20 protein-coding genes and 1 pseudogene are annotated in these 17,712 nt (G+C 59.4%); 6 read left to right on the forward strand and 15 right to left on the reverse strand.

Features of this window, described 5'->3' with window-relative positions; translation table 11 throughout:
* Nucleotides 1–28 precede the first annotated feature (28 nt).
* Complete coding sequence (locus AC3WWR_RS07065) at nucleotides 29–763, reverse strand: metallophosphoesterase (RefSeq protein WP_033044640.1); 735 nt, start codon at nucleotides 761–763, stop codon at nucleotides 29–31.
* A 165-nt stretch (nucleotides 764–928) separates the two neighbouring features.
* On the opposite strand from AC3WWR_RS07065, the gene AC3WWR_RS07070 reads away from it, so the two are divergent.
* The 4 genes from AC3WWR_RS07070 to AC3WWR_RS07085 all read left to right on the forward strand — a co-directional run bounded on the left by AC3WWR_RS07070 (nucleotide 929) and on the right by AC3WWR_RS07085 (nucleotide 3,371).
* Complete coding sequence (locus AC3WWR_RS07070) at nucleotides 929–1,399, forward strand: anti-virulence regulator CigR family protein (RefSeq protein WP_020800222.1); 471 nt, start codon at nucleotides 929–931, stop codon at nucleotides 1,397–1,399.
* Nucleotides 1,400–1,492: 93 nt separating this feature from the next.
* Nucleotides 1,493–1,984 (forward strand): hypothetical protein, encoded by a 492-nt coding sequence (locus AC3WWR_RS07075; RefSeq protein WP_042955779.1) that lies wholly within the window; start codon nucleotides 1,493–1,495, stop codon nucleotides 1,982–1,984.
* 220 nt (nucleotides 1,985–2,204) lie between these two features.
* Nucleotides 2,205–2,879 carry an NADPH-dependent F420 reductase gene (locus tag AC3WWR_RS07080; protein ID WP_020800219.1) on the forward strand — a complete coding sequence of 225 codons (675 nt, stop codon included), beginning with the start codon at nucleotides 2,205–2,207 and terminating at the stop codon, nucleotides 2,877–2,879.
* Nucleotides 2,880–2,891: 12 nt separating this feature from the next.
* Nucleotides 2,892–3,371 (forward strand): DUF6130 family protein, encoded by a 480-nt coding sequence (locus tag AC3WWR_RS07085; protein WP_033039422.1) that lies wholly within the window; start codon nucleotides 2,892–2,894, stop codon nucleotides 3,369–3,371.
* An 11-nt stretch (nucleotides 3,372–3,382) separates the two neighbouring features.
* On the opposite strand, the gene AC3WWR_RS07090 is transcribed toward AC3WWR_RS07085, so the two are convergent.
* The 3 genes from AC3WWR_RS07090 to AC3WWR_RS07100 are packed head-to-tail and all read right to left on the reverse strand — an operon-like array spanning nucleotide 3,383 to nucleotide 7,336.
* Entirely contained in the window at nucleotides 3,383–5,416 is a 2,034-nt protein-coding gene (locus tag AC3WWR_RS07090) for an LTA synthase family protein (protein WP_033039420.1), read from the reverse strand.
* A 31-nt stretch (nucleotides 5,417–5,447) separates the two neighbouring features.
* Entirely contained in the window at nucleotides 5,448–6,041 is a 594-nt protein-coding gene (locus AC3WWR_RS07095; RefSeq protein ID WP_020800217.1) for a hypothetical protein, read from the reverse strand.
* Nucleotides 6,038–7,336, reverse strand: coding sequence for a sialidase family protein (locus AC3WWR_RS07100; RefSeq protein WP_020800216.1), 1,299 nt, complete (start codon nucleotides 7,334–7,336; stop codon nucleotides 6,038–6,040). The genes AC3WWR_RS07095 and AC3WWR_RS07100 overlap by 4 nt, the downstream gene beginning before the upstream one ends.
* A 545-nt stretch (nucleotides 7,337–7,881) precedes the next feature.
* Here AC3WWR_RS07100 and AC3WWR_RS07105 point away from each other — a divergent pair.
* Nucleotides 7,882–8,106, forward strand: coding sequence for a hypothetical protein (locus tag AC3WWR_RS07105; protein WP_020800215.1), 225 nt, complete (start codon nucleotides 7,882–7,884; stop codon nucleotides 8,104–8,106).
* 36 nt (nucleotides 8,107–8,142) lie between these two features.
* On the opposite strand, the gene AC3WWR_RS07110 is transcribed toward AC3WWR_RS07105, so the two are convergent.
* Nucleotides 8,143–8,415: a hypothetical protein gene (locus tag AC3WWR_RS07110; protein ID WP_020800214.1), complete on the reverse strand. Its 273-nt coding sequence runs from the start codon at nucleotides 8,413–8,415 to the stop codon at nucleotides 8,143–8,145.
* A gap of 115 nt (nucleotides 8,416–8,530) precedes the next feature.
* Nucleotides 8,531–9,439: a MurR/RpiR family transcriptional regulator gene (locus AC3WWR_RS07115; protein ID WP_033041390.1), complete on the reverse strand. Its 909-nt coding sequence runs from the start codon at nucleotides 9,437–9,439 to the stop codon at nucleotides 8,531–8,533.
* Between the two features lie 396 nt (nucleotides 9,440–9,835).
* On the opposite strand from AC3WWR_RS07115, the pseudogene AC3WWR_RS07120 reads away from it, so the two are divergent.
* Nucleotides 9,836–10,387, forward strand: a pseudogene (locus tag AC3WWR_RS07120) (sulfite exporter TauE/SafE family protein); the annotation flags it as partial.
* A gap of 101 nt (nucleotides 10,388–10,488) precedes the next feature.
* On the opposite strand, the gene AC3WWR_RS07125 reads toward AC3WWR_RS07120, so the two are convergent.
* The 9 genes from AC3WWR_RS07125 to AC3WWR_RS07165 all read right to left on the reverse strand — a co-directional run bounded on the left by AC3WWR_RS07125 (nucleotide 10,489) and on the right by AC3WWR_RS07165 (nucleotide 17,592).
* Nucleotides 10,489–11,253 (reverse strand): ABC transporter ATP-binding protein, encoded by a 765-nt coding sequence (locus AC3WWR_RS07125; RefSeq protein ID WP_083348775.1) that lies wholly within the window; start codon nucleotides 11,251–11,253, stop codon nucleotides 10,489–10,491.
* A gap of 18 nt (nucleotides 11,254–11,271) precedes the next feature.
* Entirely contained in the window at nucleotides 11,272–12,384 is a 1,113-nt protein-coding gene (locus AC3WWR_RS07130; RefSeq protein WP_020800211.1) for a succinylglutamate desuccinylase/aspartoacylase family protein, read from the reverse strand.
* A gap of 8 nt (nucleotides 12,385–12,392) precedes the next feature.
* Nucleotides 12,393–13,091: an ABC transporter permease gene (locus AC3WWR_RS07135; protein WP_033045212.1), complete on the reverse strand. Its 699-nt coding sequence runs from the start codon at nucleotides 13,089–13,091 to the stop codon at nucleotides 12,393–12,395.
* 14 nt (nucleotides 13,092–13,105) lie between these two features.
* Nucleotides 13,106–13,795: an ABC transporter permease gene (locus tag AC3WWR_RS07140; RefSeq protein WP_020800209.1), complete on the reverse strand. Its 690-nt coding sequence runs from the start codon at nucleotides 13,793–13,795 to the stop codon at nucleotides 13,106–13,108.
* 91 nt (nucleotides 13,796–13,886) lie between these two features.
* Complete coding sequence (locus AC3WWR_RS07145; protein ID WP_033045213.1) at nucleotides 13,887–14,663, reverse strand: ABC transporter substrate-binding protein; 777 nt, start codon at nucleotides 14,661–14,663, stop codon at nucleotides 13,887–13,889.
* 359 nt (nucleotides 14,664–15,022) lie between these two features.
* Nucleotides 15,023–15,451: a hypothetical protein gene (locus AC3WWR_RS07150; protein ID WP_033045215.1), complete on the reverse strand. Its 429-nt coding sequence runs from the start codon at nucleotides 15,449–15,451 to the stop codon at nucleotides 15,023–15,025.
* A 138-nt stretch (nucleotides 15,452–15,589) separates the two neighbouring features.
* Nucleotides 15,590–16,003, reverse strand: coding sequence for a VOC family protein (locus AC3WWR_RS07155; protein ID WP_033045217.1), 414 nt, complete (start codon nucleotides 16,001–16,003; stop codon nucleotides 15,590–15,592).
* A 91-nt stretch (nucleotides 16,004–16,094) separates the two neighbouring features.
* Nucleotides 16,095–16,754 carry a TetR/AcrR family transcriptional regulator gene (locus tag AC3WWR_RS07160; protein WP_033045218.1) on the reverse strand — a complete coding sequence of 220 codons (660 nt, stop codon included), beginning with the start codon at nucleotides 16,752–16,754 and terminating at the stop codon, nucleotides 16,095–16,097.
* Complete coding sequence (locus tag AC3WWR_RS07165; RefSeq protein WP_083348776.1) at nucleotides 16,741–17,592, reverse strand: 3-hydroxybutyryl-CoA dehydrogenase; 852 nt, start codon at nucleotides 17,590–17,592, stop codon at nucleotides 16,741–16,743. The genes AC3WWR_RS07160 and AC3WWR_RS07165 overlap by 14 nt, the downstream gene beginning before the upstream one ends.
* Between the last annotated feature and the right edge of the window lie 120 nt (nucleotides 17,593–17,712).

Consider the following 17,712-nt stretch of genomic DNA (forward strand, 5'->3'; position numbering starts at 1 on the left):
GAGTGCCGGGCTTTGGACGAACGGCGCGTCAGGCCTGGTCGAAACCGGGTTCCGGATCGATTGGCGGGATGCACTGCAAGGTGGTGAGATCCAGCAGTGTGAAATAACCGTCCAGCCAGCCCGCGGTGTCTACGTGGTACACATTGCCCAGCACCGCAGGCTGCCTGAGTGGCGTATGGCCAACCACCAGGGCGCGAAGTCCATGGACGCCGCGGGTATCGCCCGCCTGAATCCGGGTTCGTGACCACATGCAGCGCAGCAGTACGGCTCGCAGTTGCTTGTCACTTTCAGGCGATTGCAGTTCGGCGCGAAGTTGGTCCCATGAGGACACTGGGCAATCGGCGTGAATAATCCCGACCAATCCGCCAGGCGTCTCTATCTCGATAGCAATCGGTAGTTCGGCGAACTGCAGCGCGAACGCTTGCTGCTCAGGTGGCGATAAACCGGTGAACCATGAGCCGCCATTGCAGATCCAGCTAAAGACGTCACACGTATCGAAGTGAACCACGAAGTCGTCATGGTTGCCGCGCACGGGGTGAAACCATGGCTTGGCCAGCCAGTCCAGTGCGTCCCGGCATTCAGGTCCACGATCAATCAGGTCTCCGACGCTGAACAGGCGGTCGACAACAGGATCGAAACCAGCCGCTTCCAGCGCGGCTTGCAATCGGCTGAAGTGCCCGTGAATGTCACCTGCCGCGAAATCCCGACCCGCAGTGTTTGCAGCAAAGCGCTGGATGCGCGGCACCTCGATGGTTGTGGTCATGGGGTACTCCGGTACGGCAGGACGTGTTGCTTTGTTGCTGGTCGATCACCGCTTAAGCATGCGCCAGGGTTGTGGGCCGTGTCACAACCGTTTGTTTAAAATTTGGCATGGCTTCGCCGCGAAGCGTATACATTCCAGGGGTACTTCCTTTCTGAGAGAACGGATATGTTCAGATATCGCTCGTTTGTTGCCGCTATTGCCTGTGTTGCATTGGTTTGTGCCTCGACGCTGGCATTGGCCGATCCTGGGAATGGCAAGGGGCAAGGAAACGCAAAGGGCAATTCGCAAGACAGCCAGGAGCATGGCAACCAGGGCAACCAGGGCAACAAGGGAAAGCATTCAGGCGGCGGTGATTGGGATAATGGCCCAAGCATCAATCGGGGAAGCGTTCTTGGCATTGTGGACGGGTATCGGGACTACTGGGCCCCTGGACCTGCGTTACCACCCGGCATTCAAAAGAACCTCGCCCGCGGTAAACCGCTTCCGCCGGGGATTGCCAAGAAGCTCGATGGCCGGCTGATCGGCAGGCTGCCGCATTATGACGGGTATGAATGGCAGCAGGCGGGCACCGACTTGATACTGGTGGCGATCGCTACCGGTCTGATCTATGAAGTGCTTAACGGCGCTTTCGATTGATTCTTGCTGGCGACTCCGTCCGTCGCGGGACTTGAACTGTCATGGGGTTTACGCGTCATAAAGTACGCGTAATCAACCCTCACGGAAGCAATCATGCTTTTAAAAAACAAGAGTCTCGTTGCTGTAATGTCATGCGCCCTGATGCTTGCAGCCGCCCCGTTACTCCCTGCTGACCTGTCCATCATGAACGCCGCCTATGCGAAAGAAGGTGGTGGTGGTGGTGGTGGTGGTGGTGGTGGCCACGGCGGCGGAAATGGTGGCGGAAACGGCGGTGGCCATGGCGGTGGTAATGGCGGCGGTAACGGTGCCGGCCACAGTGGTTCGGGTCATTCCGGCAGTAACGGCCACGGCAAGGGGTTGAGCAGTGATCATGCTGGCAAGGCCGTTCGCGACCATGGCGTCAGTGGCAATCACTACGGCAGTGATCGTAATAGTGACAATGGCCACGGCACCACGACTTCAGGCATCGCACACTCCAAAGATACGCGCGGCTTGGACAAGGCCAGGGCCATTTCGGAATCGACGCCGGGCGATCACAACTCGAAGGGACTGAGTAAAGCCGGCGCGCCAAAAAAATCCCACTGAGCAGAAACTGCCAGGCAAGCGACTTTCTAGCGGCCAGGCTTCTACAAAAAAATCCCGGAGACGTCTGTTTCCGGGATTTTTTTTGTACTGCAGGTCGGTAAGCGTTTTACCCAGCGCTCTCGAGGATCAGCAATAACAATAATCAGCTAGTCTTCAACTTGGTGTTGCAGGCGCTTTCCGTGTGGAGAGGAGACTGCTTTCCATCGCAGGAGCACAGCGTATGTCCAGAATTTTCTTTTTGATGTTCGCCGGCATGGTCATGTGCGTCAGCCAGGCTATGGCGGACCCCCTGAAGATCGGCGTCATCGGTTCCGGTAACGTTGGCGGTACGCTGGGTACGCTCTGGGTAAAGGCCGGGCACTCGGTCATGTTTTCCTCGCGCCACCCCGAGGAGCTGACGGATCTGGTCAATAGCGCTGGCCCAAACGCTCAGGCGGGCTCGGTGAGCGATGCCGCCACATGGGGCGATGTGATCGTGTTGAGTGTTCCCTATGGCGCGATGCCAGAGCTGTCCGAAAAGGTCCAGGGCAAGCTGGACGGCAAGGTAGTGTTGAGCACCAGCAACCCGTTCGGCGGCCGTGACGCAGAGGTCGGGCGCAAGGCGCTGGAGATGGGTGTCGCCTCGGCGGACCAGCAATATCTGCCCGGAATACACCTGGTGCGTGCGTTCAACGCCATAGGCTATGCATCGATGAAAGACCAGTCGGGCAAAGACAAGGCGATTGCAGTATTCGCCGACGACGCCCAGGCCCGGGACATGGGTGCCCGGTTGGTGCGCGACGCCGGTTTTTTACCGGTTATTTTCCCGCTGGCGCGAGCCAATGAAGGGTTGCCGGGCGGCCCGCTCAGCGGCCTTTGGAACGAAGCCGAACTCAAGCGCAAAGTCGGTCTTTAGGAGAAATCCACCATGGCTTCCGCAAATCTGTTGGCCATTGCCTGGAGTGTGTTGTCTTGCACGGCAGCGTTCGGTCAAGGGGCGGCCGACACCGATCACCCACCGGCAATATTGCCATTGGAATCCGAGACGACGCCAAGGCTCATTGCCTATCCGCCGCTCGCCGAGCCGCTCGCCCGCGGGGTCGTCATCATCCAGTATCGAACAGAGCACGCCAGGATCATGCCAGTATTCGGTAAGGCGGCCGCCGATGTATCCCCACGACTGGGCCACCTTCACGTGACTGTCGACGACTGGAAAGGTACATGGGCGCACACCAGTGAAGATCCGATCATCCTGGTCGGACTGACCCCCGGCGCCCACAAGGTTCTGCTTGAAGTAGCCGACCCGACGCACAGGATCCTCACCCATACGACAGTGAGTTTCACTGTTCCGCCGAAGGGGCCATCCGTCGCCCCTCACACTGGCGCAGGTCCCGCGGTAAAACCGTAACTGTTGAGTGGTTAGTCGCGTACGTTCTGGTACAGCATCAACCGTGAGGTTTCGTGCATGGCGCGGGTCAACCGTGACAGTCGCTTGAACTCCTCGGGGTTTTGCTCGGCCACGTTGTCCAGCGGCGTCGGTGAGGCCAGGTCATGCAGGGTTGGCGAGCTGCCGTCGTGTTCCATCTGCACCATGTAGTGTTGCGTCACGCCGGCAATCAGCGGGAAGGTGCCTTCACGCAACACCAATGGCACCACACGTTCGCCTTCGGGCGCGGGCTGCTGGATATCGCGGCCCATGCCGCTGTTGCGAAACTCCAGGCCGGCCATGCCTGCCACGGTTGGCAGCAGGTCCACCAGGCCGACAGCTTCCTCGACCTTGCGTGTTCCGATCAGGCCTGGCGCGTGGATGATCATCGGCACCGCGTTGCTCTCCAGGCCCAGTTGCTCGTAGGCCGGGGCCAGGAAGGGGATCTGGGCGATACGGGTGTTGTGATCGCCAAACAGCACGAAAATGGTATTTTCGTACCAGCCGCCGGCCTTGGCGATTTCCATCAGGCGTCCGATGTTGAAGTCCAGCAGGCGTACGGCGTTGTATTGCTCGACGCTGCGCGAGCCGGCGGCCTGGACTTGCTCCAGGGTAGGGTGCTTGACCTCGAAGCCGTCATTGCTCTTTGGAATGGTGAATGGGCGGTGGTTGCCCGCCGTTTGCACATAGGCGAAGAACGGTTTGTCCTTGGGCAACGCTTGCAGGATCTGGTCGGTTTCCTTGAACAGGTCCAGGTCCGAAATGCCCCACACATCCACCACCGGGGATTTCCAGTCGCGCTCGTCGAACAGGCGAACGCCGTCGATGCTTTGCCGGATCAGGGCATTCATGTTGGCCCAGCCGGAGTTGCCGCCAATGGTGTAGATCTTGTCGTAGCCGGTGAAGGCATTGACCAGCGTGTTTTGCCGGGTGATAAGTGGATTACGCGTCGCGGTTTCCTGTCGAGTGACGTCAGGTACCCCGGTAATGCTGGCCCAGACAGTTTTGGCCGTTCCCGTGACCGGCACATAGAAGTGCTTGAAGAACCAGCTCTGCGTGGCCAGGCGATCGATGTTGGGCGTTGGATTGATCGGGTTGCCATAGGCTCCGACGGCACTGGTGCCCAGCGACTCGAGCATGACGAACATCACGTTAGGTGGTCGCGAGCCATTGATTTTGTAAGGTTGTGGCGTCTGGTGGCGGACGAAGTCGAGGGCCTGCGGATCAGGTTTGTCGACGCCCAGATAGTGAGCCATGACCGCGTAATGTTCGCGCACCTGTGCCTCGTCATAGCGTGACTGGCCGACCTTGACGGTGTCGTAGAAAAAAATCACCGGGTTCAGGCCCAGTGCGGCGACCTGGTTGTTGCCCGAGAAGAACGCATCGCTCCAGCGCAGCGGCACGGGGTTCTCGATGTTCAGGTGTTCGACACGGCCCAGGATACCCAGCAGCACCAGCACCACCATCACTGCACCGCCCCATGTCGCGCAGAGCGGGTGAATGGTTTTGCGTGGACGGTCCAGCGTGACGCGCTCCAGACGCACCAGGGCCAGTGTCGCGATTGCGACGGTTGCCAACCAACCCAGTGAGATCCAGATGACCGGGTAGGTTTGCCAGACCATGTCACGGGATATTTGCGCATCCTCGATGAAGCGCAGCACTGTGGCGTTGATCCTCACGCCGAGGTAGGCGTAGTGGCCAAAATCGATGATGTAGATCAGCAGCGCGACGCTGAGGGCGGCTACCAGGTACAGGCGGGCGATGCCGCGCAGGAGGCGGCTGCCGACAAGGTTCCAGCGCGGGATCCAGGCCAGCAATACCAGCGGCAGCATGATCAGGATGGCCAGGCGCAAGTCGAAACGAAAGCCGATGCCCAGAGTTGTCAGCACATGTTCGTCGCCCAGGGCTTTGGCGTCGAAACCGGAAAAGCCGAAAAAGAACACCACCCGCAGTAGTGCGAACAGCACGAAGGCGATCGCTGTTGCACCCAGCCAGTAATGCAGACGTCTCGATTTCAGCCAGCCCATGCCCGTTTCCTTATTGAGATTTCATTGAAGTTCAAGCGCCGCGCAGGGTGATGAGCCGGCGATACGGCCGACGCGCCGCCAGCATCAGCAGTGCCACGCAGCAATACAGGCCCAGCAACGGATCGACCAGGTAATCCCAATAGTTGTGGGAGGGTTTGATCCCGACGAGGAAGGCCAGGGTCGCACAGGTCAACATCACCACGGCCAGGTAATGGCGCAGGTAGAACAGGCCGAGCGTCATCAGTGCGACGAACAACAACAGGGGGCGCGGGCTGTAGCCCCGCCGGTAAGGGTCCAGGTCACTCAGGCCCAGGGTTGCGGGGTACAGCACCAGGGCCAGCGCGGCGAAGAGGATCAATACGCTGGTTTGACCCTGCCGCTCAGGCGGCAGCAGACCTAGCCTGCGCAAACATCCCCAGGCCATGAACACCATTGAGGTGATCGCAAGGTCGTCGATATGGCTGCGCAGGTAAGCGGCCAGCGACAACCCGCCCAGCGGTATGAAGCTGGCGGCCAGCAAGGCAAGCAGCAGCGCGATGCGCCAGGTCCTGCCCAGGCCAAAAGACGGCAGTAACAGGAAGAGGATCATCGCGAAACTGGCATGGGCCTGCCACAGATTAATCATTGGAGACGCTCGGCCAGCCAGGCATCGTTGAAGGTGACGTGCTTGATGAAGGTGTTGTTCCAGGAATAGACCAGGTGATACATCCCGTCGGGACTGCGGAGGAAGTAGGGGTATTCATATTCAAACTCACATTCCTGGCGTTTACACACACGTTTGTCGAGGTTGGCGAGGAATTGCGCCTCCAGCGTCTGGCGCAGCTTGCCACTGGAGCCACGGAATTGTTTGCCGATGATTTCCTTGTAGACCAGAGGGGTATACGGATCGCCCTCTGGATCCGGTGATTTGTCCAGGTCGTGCAACAGGCGCCAATCGTCCATTTTCGCATCGGTGCCATACAGGCTCAGCTTGAAGCGTCCATCCTGCAGGTCATTGAGCGCTACCAGCAACCCGCGGTCCGGCGTCGCAACAGCTGCCAACGAGGAGTTGGGGTTCGAAGGAACCAGCGGATAAGGTTCGCTCCAGCTTTGTCCGGCGTCTTCCGTGCGGCTCGCCAGGACCCGGTGGTGGGTGTCACCGGCATAACGCAACAAGGCGATGCCGCGTTGGCCATCCAGCGGAACGATCGCCGGTTGCAATGAATTATTGCCATGGCTGATGCGGAATTTATCGATCACATCACCGTCTGCGCTCAAGTACAGGTACTCGGCAAACTTGCCGAGGAACTCATGGTAGACCGGCAGGCCGATGGAACCGTCGGCATGGAACACCGGTGCCGACCGGACCAGGGTGCTGATGTTCAGGAACGGTGAAGTGATCAATTGGCGTGGTGCCGACCAATGCCCGCCAAAATCGTCTGAAACCATCACATTGACCGCGCTACCGGCCCATCCGCCCATGGACACGGAAACGTAGAACAGCCACAGGCGGTTGTCCGGCGCGAGGGCAATGACCGGGTTACCCAGTTTGCGGATGTACTTTCGCGTGCTTTGCTGGGTCGAGTCCCGGGTCGCCATGACCTGTTCCTCCCCCCACTCGCCGGTACTCAGGTTGAAACGGGCGGAGCGCACCTGAACATCGGCTGCGCCTTCACGGGTGCCGGCGAACCAGACCGCCATCAGGCTACCGTCAGGCAAGGCAGTGACCGCCGCCGAATGCACGAAGTCCACCAGCCCGGAGGAGGCGAAACGGCTGGTATAGATGGGTTTAGCGTCCTTATCCGCCACCGCCGAGGCCGGATTGATCAGGGCAAAGGGCGAGTGCTCGGGGGCCGGGTGGGTGATCCATGCAGCCGCGAACAGGCAAACAAGGGCAATGTAGATGCCGAATGCAGGAATGCCGGAAAATTTGATGCGCATGATTGGGCCTTTGGCATTTCAAGACCCATTAAAACACTCAACCTCTTACTTTAGTACATAATTGGATTGTAAGAATTTTTGTTTTGCGGGATGTTGATTGAAAATTTGGCTGAGCGCTCCAAGGGCGACTTTTTCAGGGCGTGGAGCGGGTGGGTTCATGACCGTTTCCAGCCGACCCGTTTTCTGCTCGTCGGCACGTTGAAAACAGGCTCAAGATCGGTTCGTTCGAGCCGATGGGGTGGGAGCTGACGGCTTCAAGCAGTTCATTAGCCCGCAATGAAGAAGCCTGAGGCCGCCACCGCCCATCCGGTTTATGGCCTGTGGGCGGTGGCGGCACTTGCGCCGATCACCGAGCAGGTGATTGCCAACCAGCATTTCCCAGGCTAAACCACGCCGAACCGGAGCTCGCGCCACGGGCGTGCCGGCCAGTTTTTTTGCCAGCGGAATCATTGAGTTACTGAATGGTCAAAGACAGGGTTTCAACACCGTGCGGGATTTTCCAGCGGCTGAAACCCTCTCACCCCCCCCACCTTCAGGATGCTCAAATGAATCGCGCAGTAATGATGACCCTGGCCATTTCCAGCCTGCTCTTGCTGGGAGGCTGCGGACCTCACTGGGAAGACGGAGAAAGGTACGGTCGATATCAAGATCATGATCATCGCCGTGGCTATGACCGGGATGATGACCGAGGGTATGACCATCGATACGATCGTCGTGACGATGATCGCGACAACCGTCGTTATCGCGATCGTGACGACCGGGACGACTGATACATCCGGGGCTTTTGAAAAAGGGGTAGAGGTTGGTCAACTGCCAGACTTGCTACCCCTTTGATTCTCCCCGTCGTCCTCCGATGCTGCGTCTTTTTTTATGGAGTGCGCGTCGGCACCGGCGTTTGAACCCGCTGCTTCCTCGCCCTTTTTATCTGCCTTTTCTTCGTTGGATTCCGGCTGGTTGAGCCCGGGAAGTGCCGAAGGTGGAATCGTTGCATCCTCGGTGGTTTTCTCGGCGGCCTGCACGTAAAGCGGCGAAGCCGACAACAAGCCCGTGAGCATGAGAGTGACAATGGTGATGTTCATCGTTTGAGTCTTCCGTGCAAGGGTATGTACGGCATTTGAAGCACGGCTCACAGGAAGGTGCGCAGTGGCAGACGGGCGGCAGATCCGAAGTGTTGCAACGGGCGCCCGGGAACCATCACTTTTTCGGCGATTTGTTGCTTGTGGGGATGTGCAGGTAAGACATCACGCTTTCGGTCAGTTCGGTGGCCAGCTTCACGGCTTCCTTGTTGCGAGCCATCACGCCTGCCACCAGTCCTTCGATCAGGGCAAGCACGGCAATGTTGGAACTGGTCAACACCGGATGGTCAGCCGGGGCAAACAGCACGTGTTCGGCAATGGCGGTGAGCGGGGAGGCGGGTGAGTCGGTGATCGCCAATACCGAGGCGCCGCGCGCGTTGGCAAAACGTGCAAGTTGCAGCGTATCGAGGGAGTAGCGCGGCAGGGAGATCGCGAGCAGTACGTCCTCATCAGTGATGGCAGCCAGCCGGTAAGCGGCGTTTTCGTTGCCGCCCTCCATGCTGATGGCGGTTGCGTCCGCGCAGAAGGGCATCAGGGTAGAGGCGGCGAGACCGGCGAAGTACACGCTGTTGCCAAAGCCCAGGATGTAGATTTTCCGCGCTTCGGTCAGGCGGGTGACGAACGCCTCGAAAGTCTCGGCGTGGTTGTTGGTCGCGGCCGTGGCGAGGTTGCTGCTGGCGCTGTGGATTTGCTCATGCAGGCCAAACGCGCCCCCCGGTCGATGCGCCAGTTCGTTGCGCAGCTTGTCGACCGGCGACACCATCTGCTGCAACGTCGCCACCAACTCGGCCTTCATGCCGGTGTAGCCACCCAGGTTCAGCGCCTTGGCCAGGCGATTCACCGCGGCGGGCGAGGTGGAGGTTTCATGGGCCATTTCTTCGATGGTCAACGTCGCGGCCCGGAGCGGGTGACGCAGGACAAAGTCCGCCACTTTGCGCAGTGACGGCGGCAGGTCGGAAACGATTTCCGCCAGTTTGCGCATCACTGGCGCGGCATAGACCGTGGTGTCTTTCGAAGGGGTCGGCATATCCGGCTCAACATGTCCTGGGGGTTGGAGGTGGGGTGGGGCGAATGACCCGTAGGAGCATGCTCGCTCCTACAGAGGTCTTGCTCGCGAGTGTATCCGAAGCCGACCCTCGCTGTGCGCAGATGACTTATTTCAAGCTACTCGCGCCTGAAGTTGCTGCAGTACTCAGGCTTCACTACGACCATGCAACAAAGTCAGCGAAAACTCCTACAAAATATAAAGAAAGATCTCTCAAGTCATCCACATACAAAAATTAATCGAAGCCTGGCACGGTGGCTTGGTTTATCGAATCCGCAATCACCCTGAGAAAAAATTAACTTACTAAGTTAGTGAAGTTATCGGTGTGTTGGAGCGGCGTTGAAATAGTAAAAAACCAACATTCGCTCTGGAAGACAAATGACAGAATACTTACTCGTTTTGTTTATCGGGGTCATTTCAGGCGTCGTCAGTGGTGTAATCGGTACGGGGGCATCGATCATGCTTCTGCCTGCGCTCGCCCTTTGTTTCGGCCCCAAGCAGGCGGTGCCGATCATGGCGGTGGCAGCAATCGTCGGCAATATTTCAAGAGTTATTCTTTGGCGAAAGGATATTCACTGGAAGGCGTTTTTAGCCTATTCGGTGACAGGGGTACCCGCAGCGGCTCTTGGTGCACACACACTCTGGAGCCTGAAAGCAACCTGGATTGATATAGCCCTCGGGACGTTCTTTCTGCTCATGATTCCCTATCGCCACTGGGCAAAATCAAGAAATTTCACTCTTTCGCTTTGGCAGCTCTTAATCACAGGGGCTTTTGTCGGCTACCTCACGGGTATTGTTCTTTCTACCGGGCCGCTGACCATTCCAATTTTTTCTGCATACGGGTTATTGAAAGGCCCATTGCTCTCAACCGAAGCAGCCGCCTCGTTTGTTATTTACTTGAGCAAGACAATTACCGGTGTTTCAGGCGGTTCCGTGAAGAACTTTTTGGGTGGGCAACATCCCGGCCGGAGCGTTCCGAAGCCGACCCTCGGTGTGCAGCGACGGGCCAAGAGTCGGTGTGCGCGGAAGGCTTATTTCAAGCTGCCAGCCAGGAACTGCTGGAGGCGTTCGGACTGCGGGTTGACCAGCACCTCGCGCGGGTCGCCACGTTCCTCGACCTGGCCCTTGTGCAGGAATACCAAGTGGTTCGACACCTCGCGGGCAAAGCCCATTTCGTGGGTCACGACCACCATGGTCCGGCCTTCCAGCGCCAGGTCCTGCATGACCTTCAACACTTCGCCGACCAGTTCGGGGTCGAGTGCCGACGTGGGCTCGTCGAACAGCATTACTTCAGGTTCCATGGCCAGTGCCCGGGCAATCGCCACCCGCTGTTGCTCACCTCCGGACATATGCGCCGGCCAGGCGTCCATGCGGTGTGCCACGCCGACCTTGTTCAGGTAGTGCTCGGCCTTTTCCCGCGCCTGTTTCTTGTCGATGCCCAGTACATGTACCGGTGCTTCCATGACGTTTTCGAGGGCACTCATGTGCGACCAGAGATTGAAGTGCTGAAACACCATCGATAACCGCGAACGCATGCGTTGCAGCTGCCTGGGTTCGGCAGCCTTGAGCCCGCCGAGTTTGTTGCTCACCAGCTTGAGCTGTTCGCCATTGAGCGCGATGTTGCCGGCGTTGGGTTGTTCCAGCAGGTTGATGCAACGCAGGAAGGTGCTTTTGCCCGAGCCGCTGGAGCCGATGATGCTGATGACGTCACCGGCTTTCGCCTCCAGGGACACGCCCTTGAGTACTTCATGGGTGCCGTAGCTTTTTTGCAGGTCCTTTATTTCCAGCTTGTACATGGTTCTGACTCTCTGTTATCAGTCGCTGAGCAAGCGGCCTTGGCGAATGGGGGTACTGCCGGCAATTTTCGCCAGCCACAGGCCGGGCTGGGCAAAGCGCAGGCGTTCGCGGGCGTAAAGAATGCCGTCGGTACTGGCACGCACCACGCTGTGCTGGTCGGTGAGCGGATCAATCACTTCGAACAGCGGATCGCCGACCTTGACCCGGGCCCCCAGCGGTTGCAGATAACTCACCACCCCCGGGTGTGGCGCGTAGGCGTACTGCGCACCGGCGAACGGTGTCGCTTCACACCTGCTTGGTGGCGACGCAGGCCAGTCACCGCTGATCAGGCCTTGATCGGCGAGATAGCCGAGAATGGCTTGCGCGCTGTCGACGCACGTCTCGCGTTCGGTGTCAGCCATGCCGCGCAATTCAATAGTGGTGGCTACACATGCCAGCGCAATATTGGCTTCAGGGAAGCGCTTGGCCAGTTGCAGCCAGGGGAGTGCGCAGGCTTCATCGAAAGCGCTGCCGCCCGCAGCCTCGGCCAACAGGGCAACGCCGGCGTCCAGGCGGGCGGCCAACGAGCGCAGGCGTGGCCAGTTTTGCGGCATGGTATACAACAGCATGATCGACTCGAAGTCGCAGTGCAGGTCCAGCACCACATCGGCGTCGCAGGCATGCTGCAGCAACAGGCGACGCAAACCGTCGAGCTCCGAGGTCGCTGCCGGCAAGTTGGCGAGGGCATCGCCCATGGCGCGGCGGATCAGGGCGACGTTGGCATCGGCATCGTCGCCCAATTGACCTTCCAGTCGCTGCGCGACGTCCTTGCCGAGTTCCGGGAAGTCGCGATTGAAATTCTTCCCGCTGGAGAACTCGAAGCGACCTTGGTGCGTGGCCTGGAACATCTGGGCGATACCGATCGGATTGGCCATTGGCACCAATTCGATCACCCCGTTCAGGCGACCTTGCTCTTCCAGCGCCTGCAGGCGGCGCTTGAGTTCGACGGCGACGCGCATTCCCGGCAATTCATCGGCGTGCAGGGAAGCCTGGATGTAGGCCTTGCGCGCGCCGCTGCCAAAACGGAACAGCGAGAGCTTTCGTTCTGTGCCCGAGGCACTCCACGGCAACAGGTATTGAATGTGTTGCATGAGACTCCTTAGTGCTTGCGCGGTGCCAGGTAGGCCAGCCAGCGGCGCTCGGCCAACTTGAACAGACGAACCAGGATGAAGGTCAGGGCCAGATAGATCAGGCCCGCGGTAATGAACGCCTCGAACGGCAGATAGAACCGTGAACTGACCGTTCGCGCGGCTCCCGTGATATCGACCAGCGTGACGATCGACGCCAGGCTGGTGGTTTGCAGCATCATCAGCACTTCGTTGCTGTACTGCGGCAACGCCCGGCGCAGGGCCGACGGCAGGAGAATCCGCCGGTACAGGGTCAAGCGCGACATGCCCATGGCTTTGGCGGCTTCGATCTCGCCGTAGGCGGTGGCCTTCAGGCTGCCGGCCAACAGTTCGGCGCTGTAGGCACTGGTATTGATCGCAAAGGCCAGGCAAGCGCAGAAAGTTGCACTGGACAGGTACGGCCAGAGCGCGCTTTGGCGTACCGCTTCGAACTGCGCCAACCCGTAATAGATCAGGAACAATTGCACCAGCATCGGCGTGCCGCGAATCACGTAGGTGTAGAGCCAGGCCGGGAAGTTGAGCAGCGGCGAACGGGATACGCGCAGCAACGCGATGGGAATCGCCAGCACCAGGCCAATGGCCAGGGAAATCAGCAGGACTTTGAGGGTCACCAGCGCGCCATTGAAATACAGCGGCAGGTTTTCCCAGATCAGGTTGTAGTCGAGAATCATGCCTGTGCTCCCCGTTACAGTTCGGCGGCTTTGACGCCGACCGAGTAGTGTTTTTCCAGATAGCGCAGCACCAGCAACGACACGCTGGTCAGCATCAGGTAGAGCGCGGCAGCGGTGAGGAAAAACGTGAACGGCTCATGGGTGGCGTCCGCCGCGTTCTTGGCCTTGAACATCATGTCCTGCAAGCCGATCACCGAGATCAGCGCAGTGGATTTGGTCAGCACCAGCCAGTTGTTGGTGAAGCCGGGAATGGCGAAGCGAATCATCTGCGGCACCAGGATCCGCCAGAACACCTGCAGGCCGCTCATGCCATAGGCCGCGCCGGCCTCGCCCTGGCCCTTGGGGATCGCCATGAAGGCGCCACGAAAGGTTTCCGAGAGGTAGGCACCAAAGATGAAGCCCATGGTGCAGACGCCCGCGATAAACGGATTGATGTCGATGTAGCGGGTGTAGCCCAGCGCGAGGGCAAGGCGGTTCACCAGATCCTGGCCGCCATAGAAGATCAGCAGGATCAACACCAGGTCGGGAATCCCGCGGATCAGGGTGGTATAGCCTTCGCCCAGTACCGCCAGCCATTTGAACGGCGACAACCGGAAGGCGGCGCCGATCAGGCCCAGGGCAATGGCCAGGGTCATGGAGGTCAGGGCAAGGTTGATGGTCAGCCAGGCGCCATCGAGAATGCTCGATCCGTAGCCGTGGAGCATGTTGAAGTTCCTCAAGCGAGCGCCGCAAGGCGCACGAGACAAGCCACAAGTGGCGCCTGCACAGGCCTGCGCCAGGGTCTGGGGTAAAGGCTTATTCGCCGTAGATATCGAACGCGAAGTACTTGGCCATCACTTGCTGGTACTTGCCATTGCTGCGGATGGCGTCAATCGCCGCACTCAGGCGCGCAACGTTCGCGCTGTCGCCTTTACGCACTGCAATCCCGGCGCCTTTGCCGAAGTATTTGGGGTCGTTGATGTCGGGTCCGACCAGGGCAAAACCATTACCCAATGGCGTCTTGATGAAGCTCTCGTTGGTGTTGACGACGTCGGCGAGGGTGGCGTCCAGGCGACCCGCTGCCAGGTCGAGGAAGGCTTCATTCTGTGAGGAGTAGCGAACAATCGAGGCGCCGGCTTTCTGAAGCTGCTCGGTGGCGAAACGGTCATAGGTCGAGGAACGTTGGACGCCGACTTTCTTGCCCTTGAGGTCGACCAGCGGGTCGTTGATTACGTTGCCGGCCTTCATCGCGAACTTGCCCGGCGTGTGGTAGTACTTTTTGCTGAAGTCGACGGATTTCATGCGGTCCTCAGTGATCGACATCGACGACAACACGGCATCGATCTTGCGCACTTTCAGTGAGGGGATCATGCCGTCGAATTCCTGGATGACCCATTCGCACCTGACCTTCATTTCTTCGCACAGCGCGTTGCCGATGTCGTAATCGAAACCACTGACATTGCCCTCCGGCGTCTTGAAGGAGAAGGGCGGGTAGGCGGCTTCGATACCGATGCGCAGGCTGTCTTCGTCGGCATGTGCCAGCAAGCTTGCGGCGCACAGTGCCAGAGTACCTAGAAGTTCTGTCTTGTTCATATTGTTGACTCCCTGGATGAGGTGTTTGGGTGTTGCGCGCAGCGATCGTCCGATCTGTCGAAGGGGACCGCTCCGTGGATTTTCGAGGCTATAAATGGCACATAAAATTTCATAAATCAAACAAATGAAAAAAAACATATCAGTGTCGGGCGAAAAATACCGGAGCGTCACTGTCACTATTGGCAGGTCAGGCCCGGGCAAGTCCCACGTGCAACCACGCAGGCGGGCCTGATTGTCGATAGCCGGTTTTTTCTAGATCCGGGGGAGGGGACAGGGGTGGTAAGCGGACACGAATGCGACCGCTGACTCGCGGGGAAACTGCGCCCCGCGTTGTCAATTTCAGCGAAAAAACCTGCTGTTCACTTGTACTTGATCACGATCCCTTTGAGTTTGCGGCCATTGACGGTCTGTACGTCGCGAGCCCATAGCGGCCCGTTGAGATAGGCACCTACCGGCTGGATATGGTCATAGACCACCACCACGGCATCGCCACCGAGCTTGGCGGCTTCTTCGCGCAGTTTCTGCTCGACCTCGGTAATGGGCGGGGCCGGGTCAACACTGGCGTCGATCAATATTTCGCCCAGCCGAACGTGCGGGCGCAGGGGCTCGGAGCGCAATACGACGACTTCACTGGGCAGTGTCGGTGCGGGATGTTCCACGCCAACGTAGGCGGTGGTCTGGGCATCGACTGTCGCGCAACCGCTGAGTGCCAGCAGGGCGGCGGCGAGCCCTCCTGCCAGCAGCGACAGTTTTAGACGGGTGGACCATGACGGGTCATGGGTGTGCATGGTGGTTTCCTCCGAAGGGCCGCTGTCACACGGGTGGCTTGTTGACGGTAGCAGACGGCCCGGGAGTTGCCAGAGTGCCCGACCGTTCCCGGCCGGAGCTGCTCGAAGACTTGAACAGCGGCGCTGTGCGCGATCCTGTTACTGGTCCTTTTCGCAGTTGATCATCCACGACACGCCAAAGCGATCGACCAACATGCCAAAACGCGCGGCCCAGAAGGTGGCCTCGAGCGGCATTTGCACCTTGCCACCTTCGGACAGGGCTGAAAACACCTGTTCAGCCTCCTGGATGCTGTCGACATTCAGCGAAATCGAACAACCGCTCATCTCATCGGTGGGGCGATCGGGAGTGGTGTCCGAGCCCATGATCGCCTGGTCCCCCACGGCCAGCCGGGTGTGGATGATCAGGTTGTGCAGATCCTTGGGGACGTGCTCGGCGGCAGGTGTTTCGCCGAAGGTCAGCATGGCTTCGAGCTGGCCCTTGAGACTTTCGGCATAGAAGGTGAATGCGGCTTTGCAGTCGCCGTTGAAGATCAGGTAGGGATTGATTTTCATGATTGCGCTCCCGGTCAGTGGAAGGTACACATCGAATTGGACGCTGGGTGCAAGCGCGAATTCCGATGGCATCGACTGGGCAAGCAAAGCGCTAAAACGCGGAGGCAGCCTGGGTATTTTTAGATATTTTCTCGATAGGGCGCGCCAGGCTTATAGCCTCGCTCGTGCGCCTCGGCGCGAGCACGCGCTCGATGGCACCGCCGACCAGGTTCTCCAGCAGTTCATCGTGCTCGCTTTCGTCCAGCGAATGGCCGGTCAGCCAGCTGGGTGCGCTGTTAAGCAGGGCGGCGATGGCATGGCCGGCCGCCAGGAGACCTGATTCACTGAACCTCGAACGAGCGCCGAGCAGGACCATCAACTGGCGCTCGTATTGCTCGCGCAATTTTTGCACCCGAGCCTGCTGCTCTTCGTTCAGGCAACTGCTGTCGCGCTCCACCAGGCGATAATGCCAGGGCAAGTCGCGATGTAAATTCAGGTGCGCGCGAATCAGGCTGTTGAGTCGGTCGCGCTTGGCCGGCGCCTGTTGCTTGATGCGCCCCAGCGTGGCCAGCAGCTCTTCGTAGAACTCTTCGATCAAATCCAGCAACAGGTGCTGTTTGCTCGGGTAATGGTGATACAGCGAGCCCGGGGAAAGCCCCAGGCACGTCGCGAGCTCGCGCATGCCCACCTGACCGAAACCCTTGCTGGCGAACAGCTCCAGCACCTTGTCCCGGTATTCGGCGAAACGCGAGCAACGCTCAGGCATAGGCATGGAAGCCGCGCCCCGTCTTGCGTCCCAGGTAACCGGCGGCGACCATTTCCTTGAGCAATGGCGCCGGGCGGTATTTGCTGTCGTTGAAGCCCTCGTAGAAGGCTTGCATGATCGCCAGCAGCGTATCCAGGCCGATCAGGTCCGCCAGGGCCAGCGGGCCGATAGGCTGGTTGCAACCCAGGCGCATGCCGGCGTCGATGTCCTCGGCGCTGGCCAGGCCTTCCTGCAGTACCAGGATCGCTTCGTTGATCATCGGCACCAGGATCCGGTTGACCACGAACCCCGGGCGGTTGCCGGCGGTGATTGCGGTTTTGCCCAGGCGGGTCGCCATGTCCAGCGCCAGGGTGTGGGTTGCATCGCTGGTTTGCAGGCCGCGAATGACTTCGATCAGGCCCATCACCGGCACCGGGTTGAAGAAGTGCAAGCCGATGAAGCGTTCAGGCTGGCTGACACTGCCCGCCAGCTGGGTGATCGACAGCGACGAAGTGTTGGAGGCGATCACGCACTCGGCGCTGACCTGCGCGGCAATCTGTTGCAGCACCCGCAGTTTCAGGTCGAGGTTCTCGGTGGCGGCTTCGATCACCAGTTGCGCATCGTGCAGGCTGCTGTAGTCGGTGCTGGTGCGGATCTTGTCGAGGGCGGCGTTTTTTTGCTCGACGCTCAGGGTTTCCTTGGCGACTTGCCGGTCAAGGTTCTTGCCGACGGTGGCGAGGGCTTTTTGCAAGGCAACCTCGCTGATGTCCAGCAGGGTCACGTTGAAACCGGCCAGGGCGCAGACCTGAGCGATACCATTGCCCATGGTGCCGGCGCCGATCACCCCAATGTTTTGCAGATTCATGTTGCCGTCCTTTCGATAAACCTTGCGATACCTTGGCCGTCGTGATGGCCGAAAGCGTACTATTGCCGCGAGTCTAGAGCCGGCGCAGTGGTTGGCCTATGCCGAAACTGTTCAACGGCA

This window comes from Pseudomonas sp. EB271-G4-1 (assembly GCF_058791355.1).

Coding starts and splice junctions, on each gene's coding strand:
- AC3WWR_RS07125 (WP_083348775.1), bottom strand. CDS start 11,253: ATGTACAAGCTGGAAATAAAGGACCTGCAAAAAAGCTACGGCACCCAT.
- AC3WWR_RS07150 (WP_033045215.1), bottom strand. CDS start 15,451: ATGCACACCCATGACCCGTCATGGTCCACCCGTCTAAAACTGTCGCTG.
- AC3WWR_RS07160 (WP_033045218.1), bottom strand. CDS start 16,754: ATGCCTATGCCTGAGCGTTGCTCGCGTTTCGCCGAATACCGGGACAAG.
- AC3WWR_RS07075 (WP_042955779.1), top strand. CDS start 1,493: ATGCTTTTAAAAAACAAGAGTCTCGTTGCTGTAATGTCATGCGCCCTG.
- AC3WWR_RS07140 (WP_020800209.1), bottom strand. CDS start 13,795: ATGCTCCACGGCTACGGATCGAGCATTCTCGATGGCGCCTGGCTGACC.
- AC3WWR_RS07115 (WP_033041390.1), bottom strand. CDS start 9,439: ATGCCGACCCCTTCGAAAGACACCACGGTCTATGCCGCGCCAGTGATG.
- AC3WWR_RS07100 (WP_020800216.1), bottom strand. CDS start 7,336: ATGCGCATCAAATTTTCCGGCATTCCTGCATTCGGCATCTACATTGCC.
- AC3WWR_RS07085 (WP_033039422.1), top strand. CDS start 2,892: ATGGCTTCCGCAAATCTGTTGGCCATTGCCTGGAGTGTGTTGTCTTGC.
- AC3WWR_RS07065 (WP_033044640.1), bottom strand. CDS start 763: ATGACCACAACCATCGAGGTGCCGCGCATCCAGCGCTTTGCTGCAAAC.
- AC3WWR_RS07105 (WP_020800215.1), top strand. CDS start 7,882: ATGAATCGCGCAGTAATGATGACCCTGGCCATTTCCAGCCTGCTCTTG.
- AC3WWR_RS07165 (WP_083348776.1), bottom strand. CDS start 17,592: ATGAATCTGCAAAACATTGGGGTGATCGGCGCCGGCACCATGGGCAAT.
- AC3WWR_RS07095 (WP_020800217.1), bottom strand. CDS start 6,041: ATGATTAATCTGTGGCAGGCCCATGCCAGTTTCGCGATGATCCTCTTC.
- AC3WWR_RS07080 (WP_020800219.1), top strand. CDS start 2,205: ATGTCCAGAATTTTCTTTTTGATGTTCGCCGGCATGGTCATGTGCGTC.
- AC3WWR_RS07090 (WP_033039420.1), bottom strand. CDS start 5,416: ATGGGCTGGCTGAAATCGAGACGTCTGCATTACTGGCTGGGTGCAACA.
- AC3WWR_RS07145 (WP_033045213.1), bottom strand. CDS start 14,663: ATGAACAAGACAGAACTTCTAGGTACTCTGGCACTGTGCGCCGCAAGC.
- AC3WWR_RS07135 (WP_033045212.1), bottom strand. CDS start 13,091: ATGATTCTCGACTACAACCTGATCTGGGAAAACCTGCCGCTGTATTTC.
- AC3WWR_RS07155 (WP_033045217.1), bottom strand. CDS start 16,003: ATGAAAATCAATCCCTACCTGATCTTCAACGGCGACTGCAAAGCCGCA.
- AC3WWR_RS07130 (WP_020800211.1), bottom strand. CDS start 12,384: ATGCAACACATTCAATACCTGTTGCCGTGGAGTGCCTCGGGCACAGAA.
- AC3WWR_RS07070 (WP_020800222.1), top strand. CDS start 929: ATGTTCAGATATCGCTCGTTTGTTGCCGCTATTGCCTGTGTTGCATTG.
- AC3WWR_RS07110 (WP_020800214.1), bottom strand. CDS start 8,415: ATGAACATCACCATTGTCACTCTCATGCTCACGGGCTTGTTGTCGGCT.